Genomic DNA, 25,991 nt, shown 5'->3' with positions numbered 1-25,991 from the left:
CGGTGGGTGCGGGTGGAGGTCCGCGGGGTGGGCGTCGGGCGTGGGGGACGGGCGTCAGACGTCGAGGACGAGCCGGCGGTCGATCGACCTGCTGACGCACGGGAGCATGTAGCCGGACTCGGCCTTCTCCTCGTCGGTGAGCACCTCGTCGCGGTGGTCGATCCGCCCGGCGCGGACCCCGACCTCGCACGTCCCGCAGATGCCCTGGCGGCAGGAGAAGGGGACGGCGACGCCGTTGCGGTGGAGGGCGTCGAGGAGCGGCTGGTGCCGGGTGGCCTCGAAGGTGACGCCGGACTTCGCGCACTCCACCTCCACGGACTCCGCGACCTCCCCCGTGGCGGAGGCGGGCCCGTCGGTGATCAACAGCCTTTCCCCCGGGGTCTCTTCGGCGGCGGTGCGCACGGCCGCGACCATCGCGGGCGGGCCGCACGCCCCGACGACGCCGTCCGCCGGGATCGCGGCGACGGTCGCGGCCCAGTCCGGGCGGCCCCCGGTCGCGGTGTCGTGGGTGACGACGGTGCCGCCCTGGTCCCGGGCCAGTTCCCGCAGGCGGTCGAGGAAGGGGAACTCGTCCGCGCCCCGGTCGACGTACACGAGCGTCCAGCCGCGCAGCCGTCCGCCGGCCAGGACCGCGAGGACGGGGTTGACGCCCACGCCGGCGGCCAGGAAGTGCGTGAAGGGGGCCGGGTGTCCGGCGGTGAACCGGCCGGCCGGCGCGGAGACCTTGACGGTCGCGCCGGCGTACAGGCGGGGCGAGAGGTGGTCGCGCCGGTCGCCCCGGTGGCGGTTGCGGACCGCCAGCTCGTAGCCCTCGGCGCCGGCGGCCACGACCGTGAAGGTCTTGACGCGCGGCCCGACGCGCAGCGTGACGTGCTGGCCGGGCTCGGCGGCCGGGAGCGGTTCGCCGCCGTACGGGCGGGTGAGCCGGTACCGGCTGACCGTCGGCGTCAGGGCGTGCGCCGAGCGGACCATGGCCGTCCTCATGCGACCAGCCCCGATTCCTGGAAGGCCTCCAGGGTCGCGCCGTGGTCCAGCGCGCCCGCTTCGAGGAAGTACTGGAGGGTGGGCGCGGCGCCGCGGCGCACGTCGGCCACGATCCCGTCCCGCGCGTACACGTCGGTCATGACCTCCTCGACCTCCTGGGCCGTCAGGCCGGAGGCCCGCAGGCCCAGGGCCGCGCTCGCGCAGTCGGGCTCCAGGAACGCGAAGATCAGACGCGGGATGTACGGGCCCGCCAGCTCCCGCTCCCGCCGGGTCATCGCGGGCCACAGGTGGCGCAGCAGCGTCGAGAAGTACGTGTGGTGCTTGGCCTCGTCGACCGCGTGGTCGGCCACCATCTCGCGGACCCCCTCGGGGAGCCGCTCGTCGCGCGGCAGGTCCTCCAGGACGGAGGAGATGAGCGTCTCGCTGACGATGGCGAAGAGCAGCTCGTCCAGGCCGCGGATCTCGTGCGGCAGGGAGTCGTGGACGCGGGCCAGTTCGGTGGTGAACGTGGGCGCGTCCGGGAGGGCGGGGGCGACGCCGGTGCGGTCGCGGACCTGCCGGAGGATCTCGTAGGTGAACTGGGCGTGCCAGGCCTCGTCCGTGACGATCTTGAACGCGTCGGCGCGCATCGCCTCGGGCAGGTCGAGTCCGGACATGCCGCGGCTGATGTGCCCGGTGACCGGGATGACCGCGCTCTGCTCCAGGTCGATGGTGAACCGGAGGTACTCGTAGAGGCGGTGGATCAGCACGGTCTCGCGGACGTGCGGTGCGGCGCGCCGGAGCACCGGGTGGGCGAGGGCGGGGACGAGTTCGGGGCTGAAGAAGAGCTCGCCGTCGGCCTCCAGGGCCCGCATCGGGCTGTTGCGGACGGTGGCGACGCGCTCCCAGGTGCGGAAACGGCTGCGGTATTCGGCTCGCCGGTGTTCGGTTCCGTGGTATTCGGCCCGCTGGTATTCCGCCGAGGTGAACACCTGGTCGAGGCGCTTCTGATGACTGCGGGCGAGAACGGTCCGGTTGGCCGTACTCGCAAATTGCAATGCCATTGCTTCGTTTAAACCTTCGGGATTGTCCGAAAATGGTTCGTGGGACCAGGATGCTGCCAGCGGGTCAAGTGGCCGTCAAGCGGCAAAAGTTTGCCGCCGGGCGGAGTTGTCCGAGTTCGCGGAGTTGACGGAAGCCGAAGCGGTACAAAAGGAAAGGCGACCGGCAGGAAATTGCCGGTCGCCGACGGTGGAACCGGCAAAAACTTGCCGGTTCACACCGGGTATTCCGTGTGTAGGGTGTGGCCTACGGCAGCAGGAAGACGCAGCGGAGGCCGTGTTGATAGGCGGGGAGAAGCACCTGGGAGGTCACGGTGATCCGCTCGGGCGAGACGTGCGGCAGGTCGAGGCGGTACCGGTGGCCCTGACGGAAGGCGACGACCTTCGGCTTCCGCTCCCACAGCCGGCGGCACTCGGGGTCCCGCAGCACGCCGTCGAGCAGCGCCCCGAGCGGGGCGGCGCGGGGGGTGTCACGGGAGGCGTTCGCGGCCAGGGCGAACCGGAGCATCGCGAGGTACACCTCCGCGTGCTCCTGCCAGCCGATCATCTGCTCACGTGCTGAGGGGTCGTTCAGCGCCCAGCGCATGAGATTGGCGTGCGGCTCGCGCACCCAGGGGAACCAGGCGGCCATGAGCGTGTTGTAGCCCAGCATGTTCCAGGAACCGTCGGTGAGATAGGCCGGGAAAACGCTCTGCGCCGTGACCAGGTGCAGGAGCGCGAGCTGGCTCTCCGTCTCGCCCGTCTCGTCCGCGAGGGCGATCCCGGCGGCGCCGGCGAGAGCACGGCTGTAAAGCACCATCCGCTCGTCGGGGCCCAGGACGAGTGCGGCGGAAAGCCGTCCCAATACGTCACTGGAAAGCGATACGGAGTCCCCGGCCTCCAGACTTCGGTACCAGCGCTCGCTCACGCCCATGATTTCGGCGACTTCCTTCTGCGGAATCGCCCTTTCCCGTCCGAGCTTCGCACCCGCGTCGATCCGCCAGGCACGCAGGAGCTGCGGCAGTTCCATGCTCTTCGATCCCCTCCCCCGATGGATCACGATTCTACCGCGCGCGAAAAAGGTGACGAGAGCCTCATCACCTTGCGCGGAGATCCGGGGAATCGCTTTGATGGTATTCAACTGCCGCCGAAAGCGGCGGAGTTGAGCGATTGCGACAACAGGAAAGCAGATCCCCATGCACCACCCGTCCCCGTCCGGCGGCCGGTCCGGAGCGACCCGGACGACACCGCGCCGGGTCGTGATCACCGGACTCGGCGCGATCACCCCGCTCGGCACCGGCGTCCCGGCGCTCTGGCAAGGGCTCCTGGAGGGCCGCAGCGGCGTACGGGCCCTGGAGGGCGAGGAGTTCGCCGGCCTGCCCGTGCGCATCGCCGCGACCGTGCCCGAGGACCCCGCGGGGCAGCTGCCCCCGGCCGCGGCCCGGCGCATGAACCGCGCCGCCCGATTCGCCGTGGTCGCCGCCCGCGAGGCCTGGCGGGACGCGGGACTCGCCCCCTCGGGGACCGGGGAGAGCGGCCTCGACCCGGACCGGGTGGGGGTCTGCCTCGGCACCATCATCGGCGGCGCCCCCGTCCTGGTCGAGGGGGACCGGAGGCTGCGCGACAGGGGGCCCCGGGGCGTGCCCCCGCTCACCGCCGCCATGACCGTCCCCTCCCAGGCGGCCTCCCAGGTCTCCCTCGACCTGCGGATCACCGGCGAGGCGCGCACCGTCGTCAGCGCGTGCGCCTCCGGCACCGAGGCGATCGGGCAGGCGATCGACCGCATCCGGTACGGACACCTCGACGTGGTCGTGGCGGGCGGGACGGAGGCCGCCGTCACGCCCGCCGTGATGGGCGCCTTCGCCGCGATGCGGGCCCTGTCCACGCGCAACGACGAGCCCGCCCGGGCCTCGCGCCCCTTCGCCAAGGACCGGGACGGCTTCGTGCACGGCGAGGGCGCCGCCACGGTCGTCCTGGAGTCCGAGGAGCACGCGCGGGCCCGGGGCGCGCGGATCTACTGCGAGGCGGCCGGCTGGGGCCTGTCCGCCGACGCCCACCACATCGTCGCGCCCGACCCCACCGGCTCCGGGATCGTGCGCGCCCTGCGCCGGGCGCTGGCCGACGCCGGCGCCGCACCGGCCGACGTCGTCCACGTCAGCGCGCACGCCACCGCCACCGTGGAGGGCGACCTGGCGGAGGCGACGGCCCTGCGCCGGGTCCTCGGAGAGAACGAGGACGTGCCGGTGACCGCCGTGAAGGGGAACATCGGACACCTCCAGGGCGCCGCCGGGGCGGTGGCGGCCGTGGCCGCCGCGCTCACGCTCCACCACGGCCGGATCCCCCCTACGATCGGCTGCGACGACCTCGACGACGCCTGCGCCCTGGACCTGGTCACGCACGTGCCGCGGCCGCTGCCGGACTCCGGCGACGTCGTCCTCGGCAACTCCTTCGGTTTCGGCGGTCACAACGCGGTGCTCGCCCTGCGTCGCGAAAGGACGACCGCATGACCGCCCCCACCCCCCAGGACATGGTCCGCGCCTTCCACCGGGCCTTCGGCCTCGGCACCGGCACCGGCCGCCCGGCCGCCGTCCCCCCGGAGCTGGCCCGGCACCGCCAGGCGCTCCTGGAGGAGGAGGTGGCCGAGGTCGCGGAGGCGACGGAGGCGGGCCGCCTCGTGGACATCGCGCACGAACTGGCCGACGTCGTCTACCTCGCGTACGGCACGGCCCTCGTCCACGGCGTGGACCTCGACGCCGTGCTCGCCCCCCGTCCTGCGCGAGGACGGCAAGGTCCTCAAGGGACCCTCGTACCGCCCGCCACGGGTCGCCGAGGTCCTGGCGCGCCAGGGGGGTTCCGGAGCGGCGGACGGTGCGGACCGGTAGGACGGCCGCGCCCTCCCGGCGCCCCGGCGGGAACGGGGACGGGGACGGGGACAGGGACGGCAGGATCCGGAGCGGCGTCCTCCGGGACGATCCGGTCCGGGGCGGTCTCCTCCGGGACGGTCCGCTCCGGGGCGGTCCGCTCCAGGGCGGCCGAGGTGCGGGCGCGTGCCCACGCGGGGTGGCACATGAGGGTCTCCCTCCTAAAATCCAACAGATCGGCGGGTCAGCGGAGTTCCTGGATGCGGACCAGGTTGCCCGCCGGGTCGCGGAAGGCGCAGTCGCGGATGCCGTACGGCTGCTCCGTCGGCTCCTGGACGACCTCGGCGCCGGCGGCCCGGACCTTCTCGAAGACGGTGCCGAGGTCGCGGGTGGCGAGGAGGATCCAGCCGTACGTGCCCTTGGCCATCATCTCGGCGACGACGCGGCGCTCCTCCTCGGTGACGCCGGGATCGGCGGCGGGCGGCGCGAGCAGGATCGACGTGCCGGGCTGCCCGGCCGGGCCGACCGTGATCCAGCGCATGTTCCCCTGCCCGACGTCGCCGCGGACCTCGAAGCCGAGGGCGTCGCGGTAGAAGGACACGGCGGCGTCCGGGTCGTCGTGCGGGAGGGCGGTGGTGTGGATGGTGAGGTCCATGGACCTCACGCTAACTCCCCCCGCCCGCACGGCGCTTCTCCGATCCTGACCGCTTCCCCGGCCCGGCTCAGTGGTGGAAGCCCGCGCGCTCCGAGTCCGCCGGCCTGCCCCGCGTGAGGCGCTCCAGGGAGTGCCGCATGTCCCGGGCGAGCAGGTCGACCTCGTCCCGGCCCACCCCGTGCCGGATCAGGACCCGCTGGATCACGGTCTCCTGCCGGTCGGCGGGCAGCGGGTACGAGGGGACCTGCCAGCCGCGCATCCGGAGCTGGTCGGAGAGGTCGTACAGGCTGAAGCCCGCGCCCGCCGGATCGGTGAGGGTGTACGAGACGGCCGGCAGCGCCCCCTGCCCGTCGTAGAGCAGGGTGAACGGGCCCATCTCGGCCACCTGCCCGGCCAGGTACCGGGCGGTCTCCGCGCAGACCCCCTGGACGCGCCGGTAGCCGGCCCGCCCCAGGCGCAGGAAGTTGTAGTACTGGGCGACGATCTCGCCGCCGGGCCGGGAGAAGTTGAGGGCGAAGGTCGGGAGGTCGCCGCCGAGGTAGTTCACGTCGAACACCAGGTCCTTCGGCAGCAGGTCCGCGGTGCGCCAGACCGCCCAGCCCACGCCGAGGGGCGCGAGGCCGTACTTGTGCCCCGAGGCGTTGATGGAGGAGACCCGTTCGAGCCGGAAGTCCCAGACCAGGTCCCGGTGGAGGAAGGGGGCGACGAAGCCGCCGCTGGCGGCGTCGACGTGGATCGGTACGTCGAGCCCCGTCTCCTCCTGGATCCGGTCCAGCTCGGCCGCGATCTCCGCGACCGGCTCGTAGTCGCAGGTGAAGGTGACGCCGAGGATCGCGACGACGCCGATCGTGTTCTCGTCGACGTACGCGCGCAGCTGGTGCGGCCGCAGGCCGGTCGCGCCGTCCTCCAGGGGGACCTGGCGCAGCTCGACGTCGAAGTAGCGGGCGAACTTGTCCCAGCAGATCTGCACCGGCCCGGCGACGATGTTGGGCCGGTCGACGGGCTTGCCCTCGGCCCTGCGCCGCTCCCGCCACCGCCACTTCAGGGCCAGGCCGCCCAGCATGGCGGCCTCGCTGGAGCCGGTGGTGGAGCAGCCCATGGCCGCGCGGCCCGAAACCTCCGGGGCGTTCCACAGATCGGCCAGGATGTTCACGCACCGCGCCTCGATCTCGGCGGTCTGCGGGTACTCGTCCTTGTCGATCATGTTCTTGTCGAGGCACTCGTCCATCAGCCGGCGGACCTCGTCGTCCGACCAGGTCGTGCAGAACGTCGCCAGGTTCTGCGCCGCGTTCCCGTCGAGCAGCAGCTCGTTGTGGAGCATCGCGTAGACGGCCTCGGGGAGGGAGGGCTCCTCGGGCATGCGGTACTTCGGCAGCACCCGCTCGCTGAGCGGCGAGGCGAACACGTCCGTCCGCGCGTCGGCCCTCGTCGGGGCCTTCATCTCGTGGAGCGCCACGGCTTCCCCTTCGCTCGACGGCACGCCCGCTGCGGGCGGCCCCGTGCCTCTCATCAACCCACGGGGGCGGGGGCGGCGCCCGGCAGCGGGGGAGCCCGTTGACCCGGGCGGGTGAGGGAGGGGCGGAGCGGGGCGCGGCGGTCCGTTCTCCACCGCCTTGACGGGGGCCACGCCGTTGACCTGCGGTTCCGTACGCGGGGCCGGACGGGGGTTCACCCGTTGGACGGGTGACGGAGGAACGGCCCCGGTCTTCCGCGACCCCGCCGCACTCGCTCCGACCTGCGGGAACGTCTCCTCCGGAGGAAGGCGCCACGGCCGGTCGGGCGGATACCGGCACCTCGGGACAAGCAGTACGTTCCGGGAGAAGTGGATCACCGACGGTGCTCCCCCCGCGATCCCGTACCCCGCACCTCCGTACCCCCGTAGGCCGACAGCCGGAAGGCGACCCCGCATGAGCAGCAGCAGCACCGCATGGAAGGACGCCGGCGACGCCGACGACTACCACTCCTACGACGACCTCCCCGAGCGCCTCATCGGCTACCCGGCCGTCTTCCACGCCCTCGGCATCGGCTCCTCGGCCGTCCGCACGGTCCTGGACCACGGCTGCGGGCCCGGCAAGGTCGCCGCCCGGGTCGTCGAGGCCTCCGGCGCGCGCGTCGTGGCCGCCGACGTCTCGCCGCACATGCTGGCCGTCGCGCGCGAGCGGCACCCGCACCCCCGGATCGACCACCGGCTGATCGACGGCGGCCGGCTCGCGTTCCTCGACGACGGCTCCGTGGACGCCGCCATGTCCTGCTTCGTCTTCGTCACCGTCGGAGAGGTCGAGGGCCTGCACGACATCGCCGCCGAGGTCCACCGCGTCCTGCGCCCCGGCGGCCGGTACGCCGTCCTCGACGCCAACCCGCGCAGCACCGGCATCCGCTTCTCCACCTTCCGCACCGGCGACCCCGGCCGCGTCTACACCAAGGGCGAGCGGCGCGGGACCCGCCTCGAACGGCCCGGCGGCGCCGCCCCGCTGGACCTGGTCGACCACCACTGGCCGTGCCGGACCTACCTCGACGTCCTGGGCAAGGCCGGCTTCACCGACCTGGACGTCCACGAGCCCGTGCTCCCCCGGCACTCCACCCTGCTGGGCAGCCGCCCGGCGGAGGCCGACCACCCGCCGTTCCTCGTCGTCTCGGGGGGGAAGGGGTGACGGGGGGCGGGGGCGGAGGAGGGGCGGGCCGGTGGAAGAAATCTGAGTCCGCGAAGGGAGAATTCAGCACCACGCGCCGTGAGAATTACTCACCGGAACACGCGGAAATAATTACCCGCCCGCATTTCGGCGCCCACCGTGCTACTGTCGACACCAGTTGCAGTTGTGGTTCCCGAAGCATGAGCATCATCAGCACATGAGCATGGCCGGTCTTTTCCGGTCGGGGCGATCATCGCGGCGAAACGGAGTCCGCACGGTGTGGATTCCGAGCACTGCCCCGAAGGAGAATTGATATGGCTTCCGGTACCGTCAAGTGGTTCAACGCGGAAAAGGGCTTCGGCTTCATCGAGCAGGACGGTGGCGGCCCCGACGTGTTCGCCCACTACTCGAACATCGCCTCGCAGGGCTTCCGTGAGCTCCAGGAAGGCCAGAAGGTGACCTTCGACATCGCGCAGGGCCAGAAGGGCCCGACCGCGGAGAACATCGTCTCCGCCTGACGCTGTCGCTGACGCGTGACGTGTGAAACGTGACGCGCAGCACGAGCTGGGGCCCGCACCTTGGGGTGCGGGCCCCAGCTCTTTGCATAGAAGGACCCCCCATTCCGGTCCGGCTTGTCTCGCAATTGTCCGTGCTGCATTTCTGCTGCGGGAATTCCTTGATATGCGCCGTATCGAGGAAGGTTCACCCATGAACCGCACACGCACGCACACCCGTTCCACCGCCCGTTCGCAGCCCCGCGGCCGCGTCCGTCCCCAGGGCGGAGGCCGGACGCCCTCGGGCCCGCCCGCCGAGTTCGCGCTCCCCCGGACGCTTACCCCCGCGCTGCCGCCCGTCGAGACGTTCGCCGCGCTCGACCTGCCCGCCCCGCTGCTCGCCGCCCTCGCCGCGGAGGGCATGACCGTGCCCTTCCCGATCCAGGGCGCGACCCTGCCGAACACCCTCGCGGGCCGTGACGCCCTGGGCCGCGGCCGGACCGGCTCCGGCAAGACCCTGGCCTTCGGCCTGGCGCTGCTCGCCCGGACCGCCGGGAAGCGCGCCGAGCCCAAGCGGCCCCTCGCCCTGGTCCTCGTGCCCACCCGCGAGCTGGCCCAGCAGGTGACCGACGCCCTCACCCCGTACGCCCGCTCGCTCCGGCTCCGGGCGACCACCGTCGTCGGCGGGGTGCCGATCGGCCGGCAGACGGGCGCGCTCCGCTCCGGCGCCGAGGTCGTCGTCGCGACCCCCGGCCGCCTCAAAGACCTCATCGACCGCGGCGACTGCGTCCTCGACCAGGTGGAGACCACGGTCCTCGACGAGGCCGACCAGATGGCCGACATGGGCTTCATGCCGCAGGTCACCGCACTGCTCGACCAGGTGCGGCCGGAGGGGCAGCGGATGCTGTTCTCCGCCACCCTGGACCGCAACGTCGACCTGCTCGTGCGCCGCTACCTGAACGACCCGGTCGTCCACTCGGTCGACCCGTCCGCCGGCGCGGTCACGACGATGGAGCACCACGTGCTGCACGTCCACGGCTCCGACAAGCAGGCGACCACGACGGAGATCGCCGCCCGCGACGGACGCGTGATCATGTTCCTGGACACCAAGCACGACGTCGACCGGCTGGCCCGCGACCTGCTCCTCAGCGGCGTACGGGCCGCCGCGCTGCACGGCGGGAAGACGCAGGCGCAGCGCACCCGCACCCTGGCGCAGTTCAAGACCGGGCACGTCTCCGTGCTCGTCGCCACGAACGTCGCCGCCCGCGGCATCCACGTCGACCACCTCGACCTCGTCGTCAACGTCGATCCGCCCGCCGACCACAAGGACTACCTGCACCGCGGCGGCCGCACCGCCCGCGCGGGCGAGTCCGGCAGCGTCGTCACCCTGGTCACCCCGCGCCAGCGCCGGGGCATGGTCCGCCTCATGGCGGACGCGGGCATCCGGCCCCGCGTCACCGAGGTCCGCTCCGGCGGGGCCGAGCTGCACCGCATCACCGGCGCGCAGGCGCCGTCCGGCGTCCCCGTCGTCATCACGGCCCCCGCGGCCGAGCGGCGCGGTGACGGCTCCCCCGCCCGCTCCCGGCGGGGCCGCCGCCCCCAGCGGGCCGGCCGCCGCCCCGCCCCCGCCGCCGCGTAGCGCCTCCGGCCGCGACCGCGGAGGGCCCCGCCCGGCCCCCGTACGGCGTCCCCGTCCTTTCCCCGCAGGAGGCACCTCGTGACACCGCTCCGCACGCAGCTCCGCAGGACCTCCCCCGACGAGGCCGCGACGCAGGCCCCCGACCACCTGACCGTCGAGGTGGCCCTGTCCGTCATGGCCGCCGCCCGTACCGGACAGCTGCTCGTCCGCGACGGCGACGACCGGCCCACCGGCCTGGTCACCCGGGCCCAGCTCACCGCCGCCCGCGCCGCCTCCTCGTACACGGACCGGGTCCGGCTCCGGGACGTCCTCGGCGACGTCACGCCCGCCCGCTGAGCCGTCCCTCCCTCCCGCCGCCTTTTCCCTCCCCGTATTTCCCTGCCACCCCCTGAGAGGCATCATGCGCTGTGTCATCGCCCGTTTCCCCTTCGACCTGACGAAGAGCGGCGTGCTGGACTCGATGAAGGGCGTCAAGCCCGAGCCGGGCACCGGCGATTTCGTCACCATCGGCCGCCGCCAGTACCCCGCGAAGCAGGTCGGCGAGGTCGTCACCCGCCAGGACCGGCGCGACTTCAGCGCCGGCGAGGTCGTGCGGGCCATGACCCGCCTCGGCTTCACCTGCGGCACCTTCCCCTTGGCGACGGCCGACGAGACCGTCTGATCCCGCCCCGGGCGTCCCGGGAACGACGAGGGCCCGACCGGCACGCGCCGGTCGGGCCCTCGTCGTCCGCCCGTCGGCGGCTCAGTGGTCGGAGTACCTGAAGTCGCCCACCGTCCAAGCGCTGACGTCGGCGATCGCGACGCGGTACATCCCACCGGTCTCGGGGATGCCCACCGTGCCCTGGAGGATCCGGGCCAGGTGGAAGTGGAGGTGCGTCGGCGGGTCCTCCTTCCGTTCGGAGGGCTTGAAGACCTTGGAGAACTCACCGAGCCGGGCCGAGTCCGTCAGGACCTCCGACACCCGCTCTCTCCAGAGGGCCTCGGGGGCCAGGCGTCCGGTGATGACCACGCCCCCCGCGACCACGGTCAGGGACATCTGATTGCTCTGCCCGGACTCCACGGTGGTGGCGATGTCCCTCAGCAGTTCGTCAGGCTTCGACATGAGAGCCGATTCTAGGCGGCGCGCCCTCCGGTGGTTGAATTTCCTCCGGGGCCCGGGGGCCGTACGGCGCCGGGGCCCCGAAGCGTTCCCCAGAAGAGGTGCAGATGACAGCGGACAATCCGCTCGGCGACCGACTCGACGACGACGACTACCCGGCCTACACCATGGGACGGGCCGCCGAGATGCTCGGCACGACCCCGGGCTTCCTCCGCGCCCTCGGCGAGGCCCGTCTGATCACCCCGCGCCGCTCCGGGGGCGGCCACCGCCGCTACTCCCGCTACCAGCTGCGGATCGCGGCCCGCGCCCGGGAACTCGTCGACCAGGGCACCCCGGTCGAGGCGGCCTGCCGCATCGTCATCCTGGAGGACCAGCTGGAGGAGGCCCAGCGGATCAACGCGGAGTACCGGAGGGCGGCGGAGCGGGCCGGGGAGCAGCCCGCGGAACGAACGGCGGAACAGGCCGCGGAACGGGCCCCCGAGGAGCCGGGCGGGCGCGCGGAGCCGCCGCCCCGGGGGCGGCCCGGGGGCCGTTAGCCCGTCCGGGCGCCTCCGGTTGCCGGGTCCCCGGCACCGGCGGAGCGTGGGGTGATCGTCCGACGCGCGACGCCCGGAGGGACCATGAGCAGCATCGACACCCCGGCCGACGTCCCCCGACCACGGGCGGCGGCGGTGCGGCCCGCGCCCACCACCCTCACCTGGGTGACCCTGGCCCTGATGACGACCGCGTCGGTGGCGAGCCTGCGGGCCGCGCCGACGATGGCCGTCTACGGCCTGGCCTGCGTGTTCCTGTACCTCGTCCCGGCCGTGGTGTTCCTGCTGCCGACGGCCCTGGTCTCCGCCGAGCTCGCCTCCGGCTGGAACGGCGGCGTCTACCGCTGGGTGTCCGAGGGGCTCTCGAAGCCGCTCGGGTTCCTCGCGGTCTGGTGCCAGTTCGCGATGACGATCTTCTACTACCCGAGCCTGCTCGCCTTCGTGGCCTCGACCATCGCGTACGTCATCGACCCGTCCCTCGCCTCGAACGGCGTCTACACGGCGATCGTCATCATGGTCCTGTACTGGACCGGGGTGTGGGTCTCCTCGCGCGGCACGAAGGCCCTCGCCGGGCTCTCCAGCTGGGGCCTGATCATCGGGACCCTGGTGCCGGGCACGGTCCTCGTCGTCCTCGGCATGGTCTTCCTCGGCCAGGGCAACGCGTCGGCCGCGCCGATGGACGGGAGCCACCTGCTGCCGCAGTGGACGGGCCTGGCCAGCCTCGTCCTGATCGTCAACAACTTCCTGTCGTACTCCGGCATGGAGATGAACGCGGTGCACGTCTCCTCGCTGAAGGACCCGGCGAAGGAGTACCCGAAGTCGATGTTCCTGGCGATGGGCCTGGTCCTGCTGATCTTCATCCTGCCGGCGCTCGCGATCAGCTGGGTCGTCCCCGCCGACCAGCTCAGCCTGACGGCCGGCGTGATGCAGGCGTTCAACGCCTTCTTCTCGTACTTCCACGTCGGCTGGATGACCCCGATCGCCGCCGTCATGCTGATCTCCGCCGCCCTCGGCGGCATGCTGACCTGGCTCGCCGGGCCGTCCAAGGGCCTCCTGGAGATCTCGCGCAGCGAGGGCTACCTGCCGCCGTTCCTGCAGAAGCTCAACAAGTACGGCATCCAGCAGAACATCCTGGTCACGCAGGGCGTCGTGACCTCGGTGATCGCCCTGCTCTACGCGCTGATCCCCAACGTGTCGAGCGTGTACTGGATCTTCTCCACCATCACCACGCAGGTGTACCTGATCGTCTACCTGCTGATGTTCGTGGCCGCGATGCGCCTGCGGAAGACCCAGCCGGACCATCCGCGCGGCTACCGGGCGCCCGCCCTGGGCCTGCTGTGCTCGGTCGGCCTGCTCGCCTCCCTCGCGGCCCTCGCCATCGGCTTCGTACCGCCGTCGCAGTTCGGCGGCAGCAGCGTCTGGTCGTACGTCCTCGTCGTCGGCGGCGGCCTGGTGGTCCTGGGCCTGCTGATCCCCGCGTTCTTCCTGAAGTTCCGCAAGCCGGGCTGGCGCACGGCCGCCGCCGACCCGAAGACGACCGAGGGAGAGCAGGCATGAGCCCCACCCGCTTCGCCTCCGAGCACCGGTGGATCTACTGGGGGTCGATCCTGATCCTGGTCGCCCTCGTCGTCACCGGCCTGATCCGCTACGAGTCCGTGAAGCGGAACAACGAGACGCTGTCCAAGGCCAACCGGCTCCAGGAGGAGCTGGTCAGGGCCGGATACCCGTCCCCCGACACGGACACCGTCGAGCGGCTGCTCGGCACGGACGGCGGGCAGGTCTGCGAGGCGCCGGGCAACGCCCTGAAGACGGCGCTGTGGAAGATCCAGCAGTCCAACGGCGCCACCGGGCCCGGCCAGCGGCCCGTCATCTCCGACGGCAAGGCCGTCGAGGCCGAGCGGATCGTCCTTCAGGTCTACTGCCCGGACAAGCTCGACGAGTTCGACGACGAGCTGGCCGACCTGAAGACCGACGGCACCGTACGCCGGTGAGCGGCGGGGTGCCGGCCCCGCCGTCGCCGGACGGCGTCCCGGCGCCCGACCCGGACGCCCTGCACGACTTCCTCCGCGAACTCGCCCGCTTCATGCTGCGGTTCAGCGGCGAGGGCGCCGAAGGGGTCGACCGGATCGTCCGGGGCCTCGCCCGGACGTACGGCGGGCGGGCCGAGACCGTGGTCGTCGCGGACGGCGCCGTGCTGTCCGTGACCGCCGGGGGCCGCACCCTCACCTCCACCGTCACGGCCTTCCCCGACGTCGCCCGGCTCGACCGGGCCGTCGCCCTCAAGGAGTTCGTCGAGCGGCTGCGGACCGAGCGGCCCGCCCTGCCCGAGGCGACGGCCGGGCTGCGGCGGATCGAGGCGCTGCCCTCCCCCGTGCCCCGCCCGGCGCGGCTCCTCGGCATCGTCCTCTTCGCCGTCGGCTTCGCCCCCGCCGTACAGGCCACCTGGTACGAGATCGGCACCACCGCCCTGCTCGCCGCCCTGGTCGCGACGCTCACCGTCCTCTCCGAGGGGCACCCGCGCCTCGCCCGGGTCCTGCCGCTGCTCGCCGCCACCCTGGTCTCCCTGGTGACGCTCGGAGCGCTCCGGCCGGAGAGCGGCCACGGCGGGCCGGTGATGATCATGCTTCCGGCGCTCTTCTTCTTCGTGCCCGGCGACCTGCTCAGCGCGGCCGCCGCCGAACTCGTCGGCGGCTTCCTGACGACCGGCGCCGTCCGCCTCGTCTACGCCCTGGTCCTGCTCCTCCAGCTGTACGTGGGCGTGCTGCTCGGCGTGGCCGTCACGGGCACCCCGACCGGCGCCCTCTTCGACACCACCGGGGACCCGGACCTGTCCCCGTGGGTGATCGCGGGGAGCTGGGCGGTGTTCACGGCGGGCCTGATCCTCGCCTTCGGGGTGCCGTGGCGGGTCGCGGGATGGCTGACGGGCCTGGTGTACCTGGCGCTCGGGGCGCAGGCGGCGGGCACGGCCCTGGTCGGGGAGGTCGCGGGCACCTTCGTCGCCGCGACGGCCCTCGCCGCGGCGGCGGACCTCCTCTCCCGGCCGGCCGGGCGCCCGCCCCGGCTCGTGCTCTTCCTGGGCGGCTTCTTCACCCTCACCGCCGGCTCCCTGGGGCTGCGGGCGCTCACCTCGCTGGCGGGCGGGCACGTCCTGCACGGCTTCCGCGACCTCATGGACTTCGTCACGATCGTCACGACGATCGCGGTCGGGCTGATCGCGGGAGCGGCGCTCGTCCCGGCCCGGGTGGAGAAGGAGTTCCCCCAGGAGGCCTGACCCGTTTCCCCGGACGGAGGCGTACGCGATCATGCCCTCATGAAGCTGCGCTGCGCCGTACTCGACGACTACCAGGGCGTCGCCCTCGCCTCCGCCGACTGGAGCCCGCTCGCCGACCGCGTCGAGGTGCGCGTCCTGCGCGAGCACCTCGACGACCGGGACGCGCTCGCCGACGCCGTCGGGGACTGCGAGATCCTCGTCGTCATGCGGGAGCGGACCCCCGTCGACGCCGCGCTCCTCGACCGGCTGCCCCGGCTGCGGCTCCTGATCACCTCCGGCCCGCGCAACGCCTCGATCGACGTCGCCGCCGCCCGCGCCCGGGGCGTCACCGTCTGCGGCACGGAGAGCGGCTCCACCCCGCCGACCGAGCTGACCTGGGCGCTCCTGCTCGGCCTGGCCCGGCACGTGCCGGCCGAGGCGCGGGCGGTGCGGGAGGGCGGGCCCTGGCAGTCCACCGTCGGCAGCGACCTGGCCGGCCGGACCCTGGGACTCGTCGGCCTCGGCAGGATCGGCGCCCGAGTGGCCCGGATCGGCCTCGCCTTCGGCATGGACGTCGCCGCCTGGAGCCCGCGCCTGACGGAGGAGCGGGCCGCCGAGCACGGGGCGCGGTACGTGAAGGACCTGCGGGAGCTGATGGCCGAGGGCGACTTCGTGTCGCTGCACCTGGTGCTCTCCGACCGCACCCGGGGCCTGGTCGGGGAGCCCGAGCTGCGGGCGATGCGCCCGTCCGCGTACCTCGTCAACACCTCCCGGGCCGGACTGGTCGACGGCGGGGCGCTGCTGCGGGCGCTGCGCGAGGGGTGGATCGCGGGGGCGGGGCTCGACGTCTACGACACCGAGCCGCTGCCCGCGGACGACCCGCTGCGGACCCTGCCGAACGTCCTGGCCCTCCCCCACCTCGGGTACGTGACGGAGGGGAACTACGGGCGGTACTTCGGGCAGGCGGTCGAGGACGTCGAGGCGTTCCTGGCGGGGGCGCCGGTGCGCGAGCTGGCCTGAGGCACGGGGGCGGATACGGATACGGATACGGGTACGGGGCGCGGGCGGGGTACGGGGCGGGGCGGGGTGCGGGCGGGTCCCTACCCCAGGCTCGTGCGCGCCAGGTCCAGGAACTCCGCCTCCGAGAGGCCCAGTTCGCGGGCCTCCGCCGCCGCCTCGCGGAGCCGGGAGACCAGGCGGGCCCGGTCGGGGGCGGTGGCGCCGGGGACGACGATCGCGCCCCGGCCCCGGCGGAGTTCGATCAGGCCCTCCTCGCGCAGCCGCTGGTAGCCGCGGAGGACGGTGTGGACGTTGACGCCGAGGGAGTCGGCGAGCTCCCGGGCGGCCGGGAGGCGTTCGCCGGGGGCGGCCGAGCCGTCGGCGAGCGCCCCCCGGACGCAGGCGGCGATCTGGTCACCGAGGGGGACGGCCGAGGCCGGGTCGACGCGGAAGAGCACGGTCAGAGCCTCCCACGCCGCTCGACGAGGGTGTTGAGGAGGGCGGCCGCGGTGCGCGCGTCGGACACGGTGACCGCGAACTCGCGCCCGCCGTCCCGCCGTACGACGAGGGCTTCGCCGGAGCGCAGGATGACGCCCGTGCGCCGGAGCCGCACCCGGTAGCCCCAGCCGCCGAACTCGGAGACGGGGTCGACGTCGCGGACGGTGGCGCCCGCGACCTCGGCGAGCGGGACGCGGACGCGGGGCCGGGGGACGAGGGCGGGCCGGACGGTGAGGCCGCGCCGGTCGACGGTGACCCGGACGCGGGCGAGGGCGAGTCCCGGCACCCCGACCACCAGGCCCAGGAGGGCGAGCCAGGCCTCGGGCCACGGGGCCAGGAGCAGGGTGGCGGGGACGGCGGCGAGGGCGAGGACCGCGAGGGCGGTGAGGGTCCGGGAGCCGGTGGCGCGGGACCAGCCGGCGACCTCGCTCGGGCCGAGCGGGAGCCGGGGGCCGTCCGTGGCGCCGGGGCCGGGGGCCGGCTCCTCCTCGGGGACGAGCCGGGTCAGGGCCAGGCCCGCGAGGGCGAGGACGGCGGCGACGGCGGCCGCGACGGTGAGATCGGCGAGGGGGGAGACGACCTCGGCCGCGTCGGCGGCGTCCAGGTTGTCCCGCAGGACCAGGACGAGCAGCGCCCCGGTGAAGCCGGCCGTGGCCCAGGCGCCCCAGAGGGCGGTGCGGCGGACGAAGAGGTTCCAGCCGGCGGCGAGGCCGAGGAGCAGGACCGTGCTGACGACCGCGTAGGCGGCGCGGTCGGTGAAGCCGTCGGCACGGCCCCCGCCGTCGGGGCCGAAGTGGGTGGCGAGGGGGTCGGGGAGCCGGTCGTACCAGAGGGCGAGCACCAGCAGGTACGCGGTGAGCGAGAGGGCGAAGGGGAGCGCGGCGAGCGCGCGGAGACGAGGTGTTGCACGGTTCATGAAAACCTCCCTTGTTCGCACTCTACTAGAACAATGAGCCTTGTGAAGGGTGCGGGGAACGCGAACGCGGCGGCAGTGGGCACTGCCGCCGCGTTCGCAGGACCGGTCGGGCCGTTCGGGCCGGTCCGGTCAGTGGGGTCAGTCGGGCCGGTCCGGTCAGTTGTCGTCGTCGTCCAGGGCGGCCCGCAGCGCCCCGGCGAACTCCTCCGGGGCGCCGTGCTGCCCGAACTCGCCGCCCAGGAAGCCGGCGTGGTGGCTCGGGAAGACGGCGAGCGGGGTCCCGAGCCCCTCCGCAACGGCGGCCGCGGCGCGCGCGGCGAACGTGCCCTCGGACTCCTTCCCCGCGGCGACGACGATCCGGGTCGGCGCGGCGCGCAGGGCGGCGAAGTCGGGCAGATGGCCGGTGCAGCCGCGGATGTTCTGGCCGAGCAGCGGGTCCTCGCGGGAGCCGTCGTCCTCGGCCGGCAGGCCGAACGCGGCCGGGGAGGGGGCGGGCCCCTCGGCCCAGTCCGCGGGGAAGGGGCCCTGGTGCGCCGTCAGCGCGAGGAACTTGGCCATCGCGGGCCCCCAGCCCTCCCGCAGATAGGTGGCGCGGACGTCCGCGCAGGCCGCGAGGGCCGCCTCCCGGTCGGGAACGACCCGGGCCGTCGGGGGTTCGTGCGCGACGAGGGTGCGCACCAGGTCGCCGCGCCGGGCGACCAGGGCGAGGGCGTTGACGGCGCCGCCGCTGCTCGCGAAGACGTCCACGGGGCCGGCGCCGAGCGCCTCGACCAGCCGGGCCAGGTCGTCGGCGTGCTCCTCGGGGAGCGTCTCCGCCGCCCCGTCGGTACGGACGCTGCGGGACACCCCGCGCGGGTCGTACGTCACGACGGTCCGGTCGGGGAAGTGGGAGGCGAGGGTGGTGAAGCCGGTCGCGTCCATGGGGGACCCGATGAGCAGGAGGGGCGGCTCGCCGGTTTCCGTGCCGGGGCGCACGTCGTAGCGCAGGGTGGCTCCGGCGGTGTCCAGGGTCCTGGTGTCGGTCTCGGCCATGGCGGTCTCCTCGGTGGTGGGACGGTCATGGGGGTGGACTCCCGGCCGCGCCGGAACTCATCGCCGCCCGATCCGGCGCACCCCGCCGGCCCCGCGTTCGCGACCGGCCGGACCCACCCGGCCCCGCACGCGTGGTCGGCCGGACCTACCCCTCCCCGCACGCGTGGTCGGCCGGGTCGACGACGACCCGGTCCAGCAGGCTGCGCAGCAGGGCCTGTTCGGCGTCGGTGAGGTCGCCGAAGAGCTCCCGCTCCGCCGCGTTCACCGCCGTGTCGACCCGCTCCAGGGCGGCCGCGCCCGTCCGCGTGATCTCCACGATGTGCCGGCGCCGGTCGGCCGGGTCGCGCCGCCGCTCAGCGAGCCCCTGGTCCTCCAACTCATTGAGGATCGCGACCAGTTGACTGGGATCGACCTCCATGGCGGCGGCCAGGTCCCGCTGGCTCATGGCGCCGGGGGCGAGCTGCATGAGCGTCATCACGCTCCTCGGGTGCAGCCCGGCGACGCCCAGGGCGGTGCGGATGCGCGCACCGGTGAGCTCTCCGCGGAAGGAGAGGAGGAAGCCGAGGCGGTCGTTCGGGAGGGCTGCTGCCATGTCGTCCACCGTAACAGCGGCCCTATTGTGGAGCGAGAGGAATCGTTGATAGAGTTCAATGATTGTTGCCGACTTATCGTTGGAGCGTCCCCGTGTTCATCGCCTACGCCGTCGTCGCCGTCCTGCTCGCCCTCGCGCTCGCCGCCTCCGCCTTCTTCACCTTCACGCGCAACCCGCAGATCACCGGCAGCATGTCCGAGCTCGGCGTCCCCGAGTCCTGGTTCCCCTGGCTCGCCGCCGCGAAGGCGGCCGGCGCGATCGGCCTGCTCGTGGGCCTCGCCGTGCCCGCGCTCGGTGCGGCGGCGGCGATCGGCGTGGTCCTCTACTTCCTCGGCGCCCTCGTCACCCACCTGCGCGCGAAGGACTACGCGGTGGTCCCGGTGGCGGTCCTCACCCTGCTCGCGGCGGCCGCCCTGGTCCTGCGCATAGCCTCCGCCTGACCGCCCCGCGAACCCAACGAGACGGAACGTCTTGCGGGGGGCCCTCTCCTGAGGTACGGTCGAGACAACGAGACGAGACGTCTCGTTTTAACTCGCCCATGTCGTCGACGTACAGGAGACAGCCCTTGTTCCGTGCCCAACTCACCGACGTCACCAAGCGCTACGACGCCACGGACGCGCGGTCCCGGACCGTGCTCGACCGCGTCTCCCTCTCCGTCCGGGCCGGGGAACGGCTCGGAGTCGTCGGGGACAACGGCTCCGGGAAGTCCACCCTCCTGCGGCTGCTCGCCGGCCTGGAGGCCCCCGACAACGGCAGCGTGGACGTCCACGCCCCCGGCGGTCTCGGGCACCTCGCCCAGACCCTGGACCTCCCCCCGGCCGCCACCGTCGGGGACGCCGTCGACCGCGCCCTCGCGGACGTGCGGGAGCTGGAGCGGGCCATCCGGGCCGCCGAGGCCGACCTCGCCGCGACCGGCGACCTCGACGGCTACGCCCGGCTGCTCGCCGCGTACGAGGCCCGGGGCGGCGCCGGGGCCGACCGGCGGGTGGAGACGACGCTGCGGAGGCTCGGGGAGCCCGGGCCGCTCGACCGCGACCGCGCCCTCGGCACGCTCTCCGGCGGGCAGCGGTCCCGGCTCGCCCTCGCCGCCGTGCTCGCCGCCGAGCCCGAACTGCTGCTGCTCGACGAGCCCACCAACGACCTGGACGACGAGGCCGTGGCCTGGCTGGAGGAGCGGCTGCGCGCCCACCGGGGCACGGTCGTCGCCGTCTCCCACGACCGCGTCTTCCTCGACCGGGTCGCCACCGCGGTCCTGGAGGTCGACGAGGACCGCCACACCCTCCGCCGCTACGGCAACGGCTACACCGGCTACCTGGCCGGGCGCGCCGCCGAACGGGCGCGCAGGGCGAGGGAGTACGAGGAGTGGAAGGAGGAACTCGCCCGGTACACGGCCCTCGCGGACACCCACATCGACCGGTTCTCCGCGATCCCCCGCAAGGCCCCGGCCGCGTTCAGCGGGGCCGGCGCCTTCCGGGCCCGGTCGCGGGCGCACGGCGCCATGAGCCGCATCCGGGCCGCCCGCGAGCGGCTCGCCCGGCTCACCGCCCACCCGGTGCCCGCGCCGCCGGAGCCCCTGCGGTTCCGCGCGGCCCTCGCGGGGGAGGGCGCGCCCGTGGACCTCGTGGACGTACGGGTGGAGGGGCGGCTCCGGCTCGACGCCCTCCACCTCGACGCGGGCGAACGGCTCCTGGTCACCGGACCGAACGGCGCCGGGAAGACCACCCTCCTGAGGGTCCTCGCGGGCGAACTCGCCCCGGACGCGGGCGTCGTGAGCGCCCCCGCCCGGGTCGGGCTGCTCCGCCAGGAGACGGCCCCGCCCACCGACCCCCGTACGGTGGCCGAGGCCTTCGGGGCGGACCGCGCGGACGAGCTCGTCGCCCTCGGGCTCTTCTCCGCCCGCGACCTGACGGCCCCCGTCCGGCACCTGTCCGTCGGACAGCGCCGCAAGCTGGAGCTGGCCCGGCTGGTGACCTCGCCCGCCGACCTGCTCCTCCTCGACGAGCCCACCAACCACCTCGCCCCGGGCCTGGTGGAGGAGATCGAGGCCGCCCTCGCCGCGTACCGGGGCACGCTGGTCGTCGTCAGCCACGACCGGCGGCTGCGGGCGAACTTCCGGGGCCGCGCCCTCTCGCTGACCCCGGCCCGCTCCCCCCTCGCCGCACCGGTCCGGTGAAGGGGAAGGAAGGGGCGGGGGCCGAGAGGGCGGCCCCCGTGACGCCACGAGGCCGCGAGACCGCGAGACCGTGGTGTCACGGTCTCGCGGCCTCGTGAAGTCACCGCCGGGGGCGTCAGTCCTCGGAGCCGTCCTCTTCGAGGTCGCCCTCCGTCTCCAGGAACACCTGCCGCAGCGCGGCCAGCGTCTCCGGGTCCGGCTTCTCCCACATGCCGCGTGACTCGGCCTCCAGGAGGCGTTCCGCGATGCCGTGCAGGGCCCAGGGGTTGGCCTCCTTCAGGAAGGCCTGGTTCTCCGGGTCGAGGACGTACTCCTGCGTCAGCTTGTCGTACATCCAGTCCGCGACCACGCCGGTCGTGGCGTCGTACCCGAAGAGGTAGTCGACGGTCGCCGCCAGCTCGAACGCGCCCTTGTAGCCGTGGCGGCGCATCGCCTCGATCCAGCGCGGGTTGACCACGCGGGCGCGGAAGACCCGGGAGGTCTCCTCGACCAGGGTGCGGGTGCGGACGGTCTCCGGGCGGGTCGAGTCGCCGATGTACGCCTCGGGGGCCGTGCCCTTGAGCGCGCGGACGGTCGCGACCATGCCGCCGTGGTACTGGAAGTAGTCGTCGGAGTCCGCGATGTCGTGCTCGCGGGTGTCCGTGTTCTTCGCGGCCACCGCGATCCGCTTGTACGCGGTCTCCATCTCGGCCCGCGCCGGGCGCCCTTCGAGCCCGCGCCCGTACGCGTAGCCGCCCCACACCGTGTACACCTCGGCGAGGTCGGCGTCCGTGCGCCAGTCGCGGGAGTCGATGAGCTGGAGGATGCCCGCGCCGTACGTCCCCGGCCGGGAGCCGAAGATGCGGGTGGTGGCGCGCCGCTCGTCGCCGTGCTCGGCGAGGTCGGCCTGCGCGTGCGCCCGTACGTAGTTGTCCCCGGCGGGCTCGTCCAGGCCGGCGACCAGCCGTACGGCGTCGTCCAGGAGGCCGATGACGTGCGGGAACGCGTCGCGGAAGAAGCCCGAGATGCGCAGCGTGACGTCGACGCGCGGGCGGCCCAGCTCGGCGAGCGGGATCGGCTCCAGGCCGTTCACGCGGCGCGAGGCCTCGTCCCACAGCGGGCGGACGCCGAGCAGGGCGAGCGCCTCGGCCACGTCGTCGCCCGCGGTGCGCATCGCGCTCGTGCCCCACAGCGAGAGGCCCACCGAGGTCGGCCAGTCGCCGTTGTCGGTGCGGTAGCGCTCCAGGAGCGAGTCCGCGAGCGCCTGGCCGGTCTCCCAGGCGAGCCGGGAGGGGACGGCCTTGGGGTCGACGGAGTAGAAGTTGCGGCCGGTCGGCAGGACGTTGACCAGACCGCGCAGCGGGGAGCCGGACGGACCGGCCGGGACGAAGCCGCCGTCGAGCGCGTGCACGGCGTGCGCCAGCTCGTCGGTGGTGGCGGCCAGACGCGGCACGACCTGCTCGGCGGCGAACCGCAGCACGGCCCGCACGTCGGGGCCGTGGCCGGCCGCGACCGACTCGACCGCGTCCACCGCCCAGTCCGCCGCCTCCATCGCCTCGACCAGCTCGCGCGCCTTCGCCTCCGCCTCGTCGGCGGTGGTGCGGGTCGCGGCCGACTCGTCCAGGCCCAGGGCCTCGCGCAGACCGGGGAGCGCCTGCGTGCCGCCCCAGATCTGGCGGGCGCGCAGGATGGAGAGGACCAGGTTGACCCGGGCCTCGCCGGCCGGGGCGCCGCCGAGGACGTGCAGGCCGTCGCGGATCTGGGCGTCCTTGACCTCGCACAGCCAGCCGTCGACGTGCAGCAGGAAGTCGTCGAAGCCGTCGTCCTCCGGGCGCTCCTCCAGACCGAGGTCGTGGTCGAGCTTGGCGGCCTGGATCAGGGTCCAGATCTGGGCGCGGATCGCGGGCAGCTTCGCCGGGTCCATGGAGGAGATCTGCGCGTACTCGTCGAGCAGCTGCTCCAGGCGCGCGATGTCGCCGTACGAGTCGGCGCGGGCCATCGGCGGCACCAGGTGGTCGACCAGGGTGGCGTGCACGCGCCGCTTGGCCTGGGTGCCCTCGCCCGGGTCGTTGACCAGGAACGGGTAGACCAGCGGGATGTCGCCGAGGGCCGCGTCCGGGCCGCAGGCGGCGGACAGGCCGGCGTTCTTGCCGGGCAGCCACTCCAGGTTGCCGTGCTTGCCCAGGTGCACCATGGCGTCGGCGCCGAAGCCGCCGTCCTCGGCGCGGGCCGCGATCCAGCGGTAGGCCGCCAGGTAGTGGTGGGACGGCGGGAGGTCGGGGTCGTGGTAGATCGCGATCGGGTTCTCGCCGAAGCCGCGCGGCGGCTGGATGAGGACCAGGAGGTTCCCGCGCCGCAGGGCGGCGAGCACGATGTCGCCCTCCGGGTTCCGCGACCGGTCGAGGAACATCTCGCCGGGCGCCGGGCCCCAGTGCTCCTCGACGTGGGTGCGCAGCTCCTCGGGCAGGGTCGCGTACCAGCGCTTGTAGTCGGCGGCCGGGATGCGGACCGGGTTCCTGGCCAGCTGCTCCTCGGTCAGCCAGTCCTGGTCGTGGCCGCCGGCCTCGATGAGGGCGTAGATCAGCTCGTCGCCGTCGCCCGAGACCAGACCGGGGAGGTCCTCGGCGGGCCCGAAGTCGTAGCCCTCCTCGATCAGCCGGCGCAGCAGCGAGACGGCGGAGGCGGGGGTGTCGAGCCCGACGGCGTTGCCGATGCGGGAGTGCTTGGTGGGGTACGCGGAGAGGACGAGCGCCAGCCTCTTCTCGGCGTTCGGGATGTGCCGCAGGCGGGCGTGCCGCACGGCGATCCCGGCGACGCGGGCCGCGCGCTCGGCGTCCGCGACGTACGCGGGCAGGCCGTCCTCGTCGATCTCCTTGAAGGAGAACGGGACGGTGATCAGGCGCCCGTCGAACTCGGGGACGGCGACCTGGCTGGCGGCGTCCAGCGGGGAGAGGCCCTCGTCGTTCTCCTCCCAGGCGGCGCGGGAGCCGGTCAGGCACAGGGCCTGGAGGATCGGCACGTCGAGCGAGGCGAGCGCCCCCGCGTCCCAGGCCTCCTCGTCGCCGCCGGCCTGCGCCTCGGCCGGCTTGGTGCCGCCCGCCGCGAGCACGGTGGTGACGATCGCGTCGGCGGTGCGGAGGGTGTCGAGCAGCTCCGGCTCGGGGGCGCGCAGGGACGCCACGTACAGCGGGAGGGCGCGTGCTCCGGCGTCCTCGACCGCGTCGCACAGGGCGCCGACGAAGGCGGTGTTGCCGCTCATGTGGTGGGCGCGGTAGTAGAGCACGGCGATCGTCGGGCCCTCGGTGGCCTTCGGGGTGCGCTCCAGCGGGCCCCAGGTGGGGGCGGCGGCCGGGGCCTCGAAGCCGTGGCCGGTGAGCAGGACGGTGTCGGAGAGGAAGCGGGCCAGCTGCTCCAGGTTGGCGGGGCCGCCGTGCGCCAGGTAGGCGTGCGCCTCGGTGGCGACGCCGACGGGCACGGTGGAGGCCTCCATCAGCTGCGCGTCGGGCGCCTGCTCGCCGCTGAGCACGACCACCGGCTTTCCGGCGGCGCGGATCGCGTTGAGCCCGTCCTGCCAGGAACGGAGCCCGCCGAGGAGCCGGACGACGACGAGGTCGGCGCCGTCGAGGAGGCCGTCGAGATCGGCCAGGGGGAGCCGGGACGGGTTGGCGAACCGGTACGCGACCGGGCCGCCGGCCGCGCGGGCGCTGAGCAGGTCGGTGTCGGAGTGCGACAGCAGCAGGAGCATGGCGAGCGCAGGCCTTCCTCGGGGTTGTCCGCGCCCCGGGTGGTCGTGTGGACGGCGGGAGTTCCTGACTCACCGCCCCGGGGGTGCCGGGCCGGCTCACAGTGGCGGGACCGCGCCGGAATCTCACCGGGCTTCCTCCCCGGGGTCCTGGGACCCCATGCCGACTCGCATCCTAGATCGTGTGCTCCGGGGGCTGGAGGGAGCGGGAGGGTCGGGCGGATCACACCGGAGCGGAAGCCGGATCCGGGGCCGGGCAGGAACGGGAGCCGAAGACTGCCGGGCACCGGCAGTGCGCGGTGTCCGGCCGCCGCCGATGCTGGTGTCGCCCGGCGCGGGCCGGTGGAGGAGAAGGAGGTGGGCGGTGCTGTTCTCGGTACCGGAGCACACCTGGTGGCTGATCGGGGCCATGGCGACCGTGGTGCTCATGATGACGATGGAGAGGTTCTCCGCCGTCGCGGTCGAGGAGGCGCCGGAGGAGCTGCGGGACGAGGCGGAAAGCTTGAGGAAGGCCGCCGTACGGGTCGTCTTCGCGGGGATCCCCGCCTTCTTCGCCGTGGCCGTCCTGCTGGATCTGCTGTCGGAGCAGCAGGACGGGCTCTACCTGTTCCTGTACGGCGTCGCGGCCGTGTCCATGGCGGTCGCCCTGCTCCCGTTCCGGCGCCGGATGTACCGGCGGTACTTCGCCCAACTGCTGACCGGCGAGAAGATCACCACGGACCGCCTCTCCTCCGTCTGGATCTGCACCACCTTGCTCGTCCCCGCCCTGGCGGTGAGCGCGTTGCTCGCGACCTTGAACAGAACGGCCTAGGCACGGGCCGGAAACCGGCGCACGCCCGCCGCGGCCCCGGCGGCCGGGTCCCGCGTACGCGCCCCGGCGTCCCCGAGTCAGGCCG

24 protein-coding genes, 2 pseudogenes and 1 riboswitch are annotated in these 25,991 nt (G+C 73.8%); of the genes and pseudogenes, 15 read left to right on the top strand and 11 right to left on the bottom strand.

All coding sequences use genetic code 11. The annotated features are described in order from the left end of the window. Positions 1-54: 54 nt before the first annotated feature. The 3 genes from ADL08_RS21425 to ADL08_RS21415 form a co-directional block, all read right to left on the bottom strand. Complete coding sequence (locus tag ADL08_RS21425; protein WP_078967921.1) at positions 55-984, bottom strand: iron-sulfur cluster-binding domain-containing protein; 930 nt, start codon at positions 982-984, stop codon at positions 55-57. After that, complete coding sequence (locus ADL08_RS21420) at positions 981-2,027, bottom strand: diiron oxygenase (RefSeq protein ID WP_078967922.1); 1,047 nt, start codon at positions 2,025-2,027, stop codon at positions 981-983. Before ADL08_RS21420 ends, ADL08_RS21425 begins: the two co-directional genes overlap by 4 nt. A gap of 244 nt (positions 2,028-2,271) precedes the next feature. After that, positions 2,272-3,033, bottom strand: a complete 762-nt coding sequence (locus ADL08_RS21415) for a helix-turn-helix domain-containing protein (RefSeq protein ID WP_063885332.1) — start codon at positions 3,031-3,033, stop codon at positions 2,272-2,274. A 166-nt stretch (positions 3,034-3,199) separates the two neighbouring features. Here ADL08_RS21415 and ADL08_RS21410 point away from each other — a divergent pair, with 166 nt between their 5' ends. Further along, the gene (locus ADL08_RS21410) at positions 3,200-4,510 is read left to right on the top strand and encodes a beta-ketoacyl-[acyl-carrier-protein] synthase family protein (RefSeq protein ID WP_053645395.1); all 1,311 of its coding nucleotides are present in this window, start codon (positions 3,200-3,202) and stop codon (positions 4,508-4,510) included. Continuing rightward, positions 4,507-4,707 (top strand): annotated as a pseudogene (locus tag ADL08_RS39030) (hypothetical protein); the annotation flags it as partial. The gene ADL08_RS21410 and the pseudogene ADL08_RS39030, both read left to right, overlap by 4 nt. A 401-nt stretch (positions 4,708-5,108) precedes the next feature. On the opposite strand, the gene ADL08_RS21400 reads toward ADL08_RS39030, so the two are convergent. Together ADL08_RS21400 and ADL08_RS21395 are read right to left on the bottom strand one after the other, a co-directional pair. Next, complete coding sequence (locus ADL08_RS21400) at positions 5,109-5,519, bottom strand: VOC family protein (RefSeq protein WP_053645392.1); 411 nt, start codon at positions 5,517-5,519, stop codon at positions 5,109-5,111. A gap of 67 nt (positions 5,520-5,586) precedes the next feature. Beyond that, positions 5,587-6,975, bottom strand: a complete 1,389-nt coding sequence (locus ADL08_RS21395; RefSeq protein ID WP_053645390.1) for a glutamate decarboxylase — start codon at positions 6,973-6,975, stop codon at positions 5,587-5,589. A 451-nt stretch (positions 6,976-7,426) separates the two neighbouring features. On the opposite strand from ADL08_RS21395, the gene ADL08_RS21390 reads away from it, so the two are divergent. The 5 genes from ADL08_RS21390 to ADL08_RS21370 all read left to right on the top strand — a co-directional run bounded on the left by ADL08_RS21390 (position 7,427) and on the right by ADL08_RS21370 (position 10,943). Then, positions 7,427-8,170 carry a class I SAM-dependent methyltransferase gene (locus ADL08_RS21390; protein WP_053645387.1) on the top strand — a complete coding sequence of 248 codons (744 nt, stop codon included), beginning with the start codon at positions 7,427-7,429 and terminating at the stop codon, positions 8,168-8,170. A gap of 293 nt (positions 8,171-8,463) precedes the next feature. Next, complete coding sequence (locus ADL08_RS21385) at positions 8,464-8,667, top strand: cold-shock protein (RefSeq protein WP_053645385.1); 204 nt, start codon at positions 8,464-8,466, stop codon at positions 8,665-8,667. A 190-nt stretch (positions 8,668-8,857) separates the two neighbouring features. Beyond that, positions 8,858-10,282, top strand: coding sequence for a DEAD/DEAH box helicase (locus ADL08_RS21380; RefSeq protein ID WP_053645383.1), 1,425 nt, complete (start codon positions 8,858-8,860; stop codon positions 10,280-10,282). Positions 10,283-10,360: 78 nt separating this feature from the next. After that, positions 10,361-10,618, top strand: coding sequence for a CBS domain-containing protein (locus tag ADL08_RS21375; RefSeq protein WP_053645381.1), 258 nt, complete (start codon positions 10,361-10,363; stop codon positions 10,616-10,618). 64 nt (positions 10,619-10,682) lie between these two features. Continuing rightward, positions 10,683-10,943 (top strand): SCO5918 family protein, encoded by a 261-nt coding sequence (locus tag ADL08_RS21370; RefSeq protein WP_053645379.1) that lies wholly within the window; start codon positions 10,683-10,685, stop codon positions 10,941-10,943. An 81-nt stretch (positions 10,944-11,024) separates the two neighbouring features. Here ADL08_RS21370 and ADL08_RS21365 read toward each other — a convergent pair whose 3' ends face one another. Then, the gene (locus ADL08_RS21365) at positions 11,025-11,384 is read right to left on the bottom strand and encodes a hypothetical protein (protein WP_053645377.1); all 360 of its coding nucleotides are present in this window, start codon (positions 11,382-11,384) and stop codon (positions 11,025-11,027) included. Positions 11,385-11,488: 104 nt separating this feature from the next. On the opposite strand from ADL08_RS21365, the pseudogene ADL08_RS21360 reads away from it, so the two are divergent. From ADL08_RS21360 to ADL08_RS21340, 5 genes and pseudogenes are all read left to right on the top strand, one after another. After that, positions 11,489-11,821 (top strand): annotated as a pseudogene (locus tag ADL08_RS21360) (MerR family transcriptional regulator); the annotation flags it as partial. 180 nt (positions 11,822-12,001) lie between these two features. Next, positions 12,002-13,471 (top strand): APC family permease, encoded by a 1,470-nt coding sequence (locus tag ADL08_RS21355; RefSeq protein ID WP_053645376.1) that lies wholly within the window; start codon positions 12,002-12,004, stop codon positions 13,469-13,471. Beyond that, on the top strand, positions 13,468-13,905 hold the full coding sequence (locus tag ADL08_RS21350) for a hypothetical protein (protein ID WP_053645374.1): 438 nt from the start codon (positions 13,468-13,470) through the stop codon (positions 13,903-13,905). The genes ADL08_RS21355 and ADL08_RS21350 overlap by 4 nt, the downstream gene beginning before the upstream one ends. Then, positions 13,902-15,185: a threonine/serine exporter family protein gene (locus ADL08_RS21345; RefSeq protein WP_234352223.1), complete on the top strand. Its 1,284-nt coding sequence runs from the start codon at positions 13,902-13,904 to the stop codon at positions 15,183-15,185. Before ADL08_RS21350 ends, ADL08_RS21345 begins: the two co-directional genes overlap by 4 nt. A 39-nt stretch (positions 15,186-15,224) precedes the next feature. Then, positions 15,225-16,184, top strand: a complete 960-nt coding sequence (locus tag ADL08_RS21340; protein ID WP_053645372.1) for a D-2-hydroxyacid dehydrogenase family protein — start codon at positions 15,225-15,227, stop codon at positions 16,182-16,184. An 80-nt stretch (positions 16,185-16,264) separates the two neighbouring features. On the opposite strand, the gene ADL08_RS21335 is transcribed toward ADL08_RS21340, so the two are convergent. From ADL08_RS21335 to ADL08_RS21320, 4 genes are all read right to left on the bottom strand, one after another. Next, a complete protein-coding gene (locus ADL08_RS21335; RefSeq protein ID WP_053645370.1) occupies positions 16,265-16,621 on the bottom strand; it encodes a GntR family transcriptional regulator in 357 nt (118 codons plus the stop codon). A 2-nt stretch (positions 16,622-16,623) separates the two neighbouring features. Further along, entirely contained in the window at positions 16,624-17,577 is a 954-nt protein-coding gene (locus ADL08_RS21330; protein WP_053645368.1) for a DUF1648 domain-containing protein, read from the bottom strand. 156 nt (positions 17,578-17,733) lie between these two features. After that, entirely contained in the window at positions 17,734-18,609 is an 876-nt protein-coding gene (locus ADL08_RS21325) for an alpha/beta fold hydrolase (protein WP_053645366.1), read from the bottom strand. Between the two features lie 145 nt (positions 18,610-18,754). Continuing rightward, positions 18,755-19,201, bottom strand: a complete 447-nt coding sequence (locus tag ADL08_RS21320) for a MarR family winged helix-turn-helix transcriptional regulator (RefSeq protein ID WP_234352222.1) — start codon at positions 19,199-19,201, stop codon at positions 18,755-18,757. A gap of 92 nt (positions 19,202-19,293) precedes the next feature. Here ADL08_RS21320 and ADL08_RS21315 point away from each other — a divergent pair, with 92 nt between their 5' ends. Together ADL08_RS21315 and abc-f are read left to right on the top strand one after the other, a co-directional pair. After that, entirely contained in the window at positions 19,294-19,641 is a 348-nt protein-coding gene (locus tag ADL08_RS21315) for a DoxX family protein (RefSeq protein ID WP_053645362.1), read from the top strand. 98 nt (positions 19,642-19,739) lie between these two features. Beyond that, positions 19,740-21,374, top strand: a complete 1,635-nt coding sequence (gene abc-f, locus ADL08_RS21310; protein WP_053645361.1) for a ribosomal protection-like ABC-F family protein — start codon at positions 19,740-19,742, stop codon at positions 21,372-21,374. A gap of 115 nt (positions 21,375-21,489) precedes the next feature. Here the strand turns inward: abc-f and cobN are convergent, their stop codons facing one another. After that, positions 21,490-25,098 carry a cobaltochelatase subunit CobN gene (cobN, locus tag ADL08_RS21305; RefSeq protein ID WP_053645358.1) on the bottom strand — a complete coding sequence of 1,203 codons (3,609 nt, stop codon included), beginning with the start codon at positions 25,096-25,098 and terminating at the stop codon, positions 21,490-21,492. A 58-nt stretch (positions 25,099-25,156) separates the two neighbouring features. After that, positions 25,157-25,236, bottom strand: a riboswitch (cobalamin riboswitch). 223 nt (positions 25,237-25,459) lie between these two features. Between cobN and ADL08_RS21300 the strand changes: the two genes are divergently transcribed. Further along, positions 25,460-25,906, top strand: a complete 447-nt coding sequence (locus tag ADL08_RS21300) for a hypothetical protein (protein ID WP_053645356.1) — start codon at positions 25,460-25,462, stop codon at positions 25,904-25,906. Positions 25,907-25,991: the final 85 nt, after the last annotated feature.

The organism is Streptomyces sp. NRRL F-6492, assembly GCF_001280125.1.
Taxonomy (GTDB): Bacteria; Actinomycetota; Actinomycetes; order Streptomycetales; family Streptomycetaceae; genus Streptomyces.
Note: the sequence above shows the minus strand (reverse complement) of the source record. Positions and strands in the feature narration are given on the sequence as shown.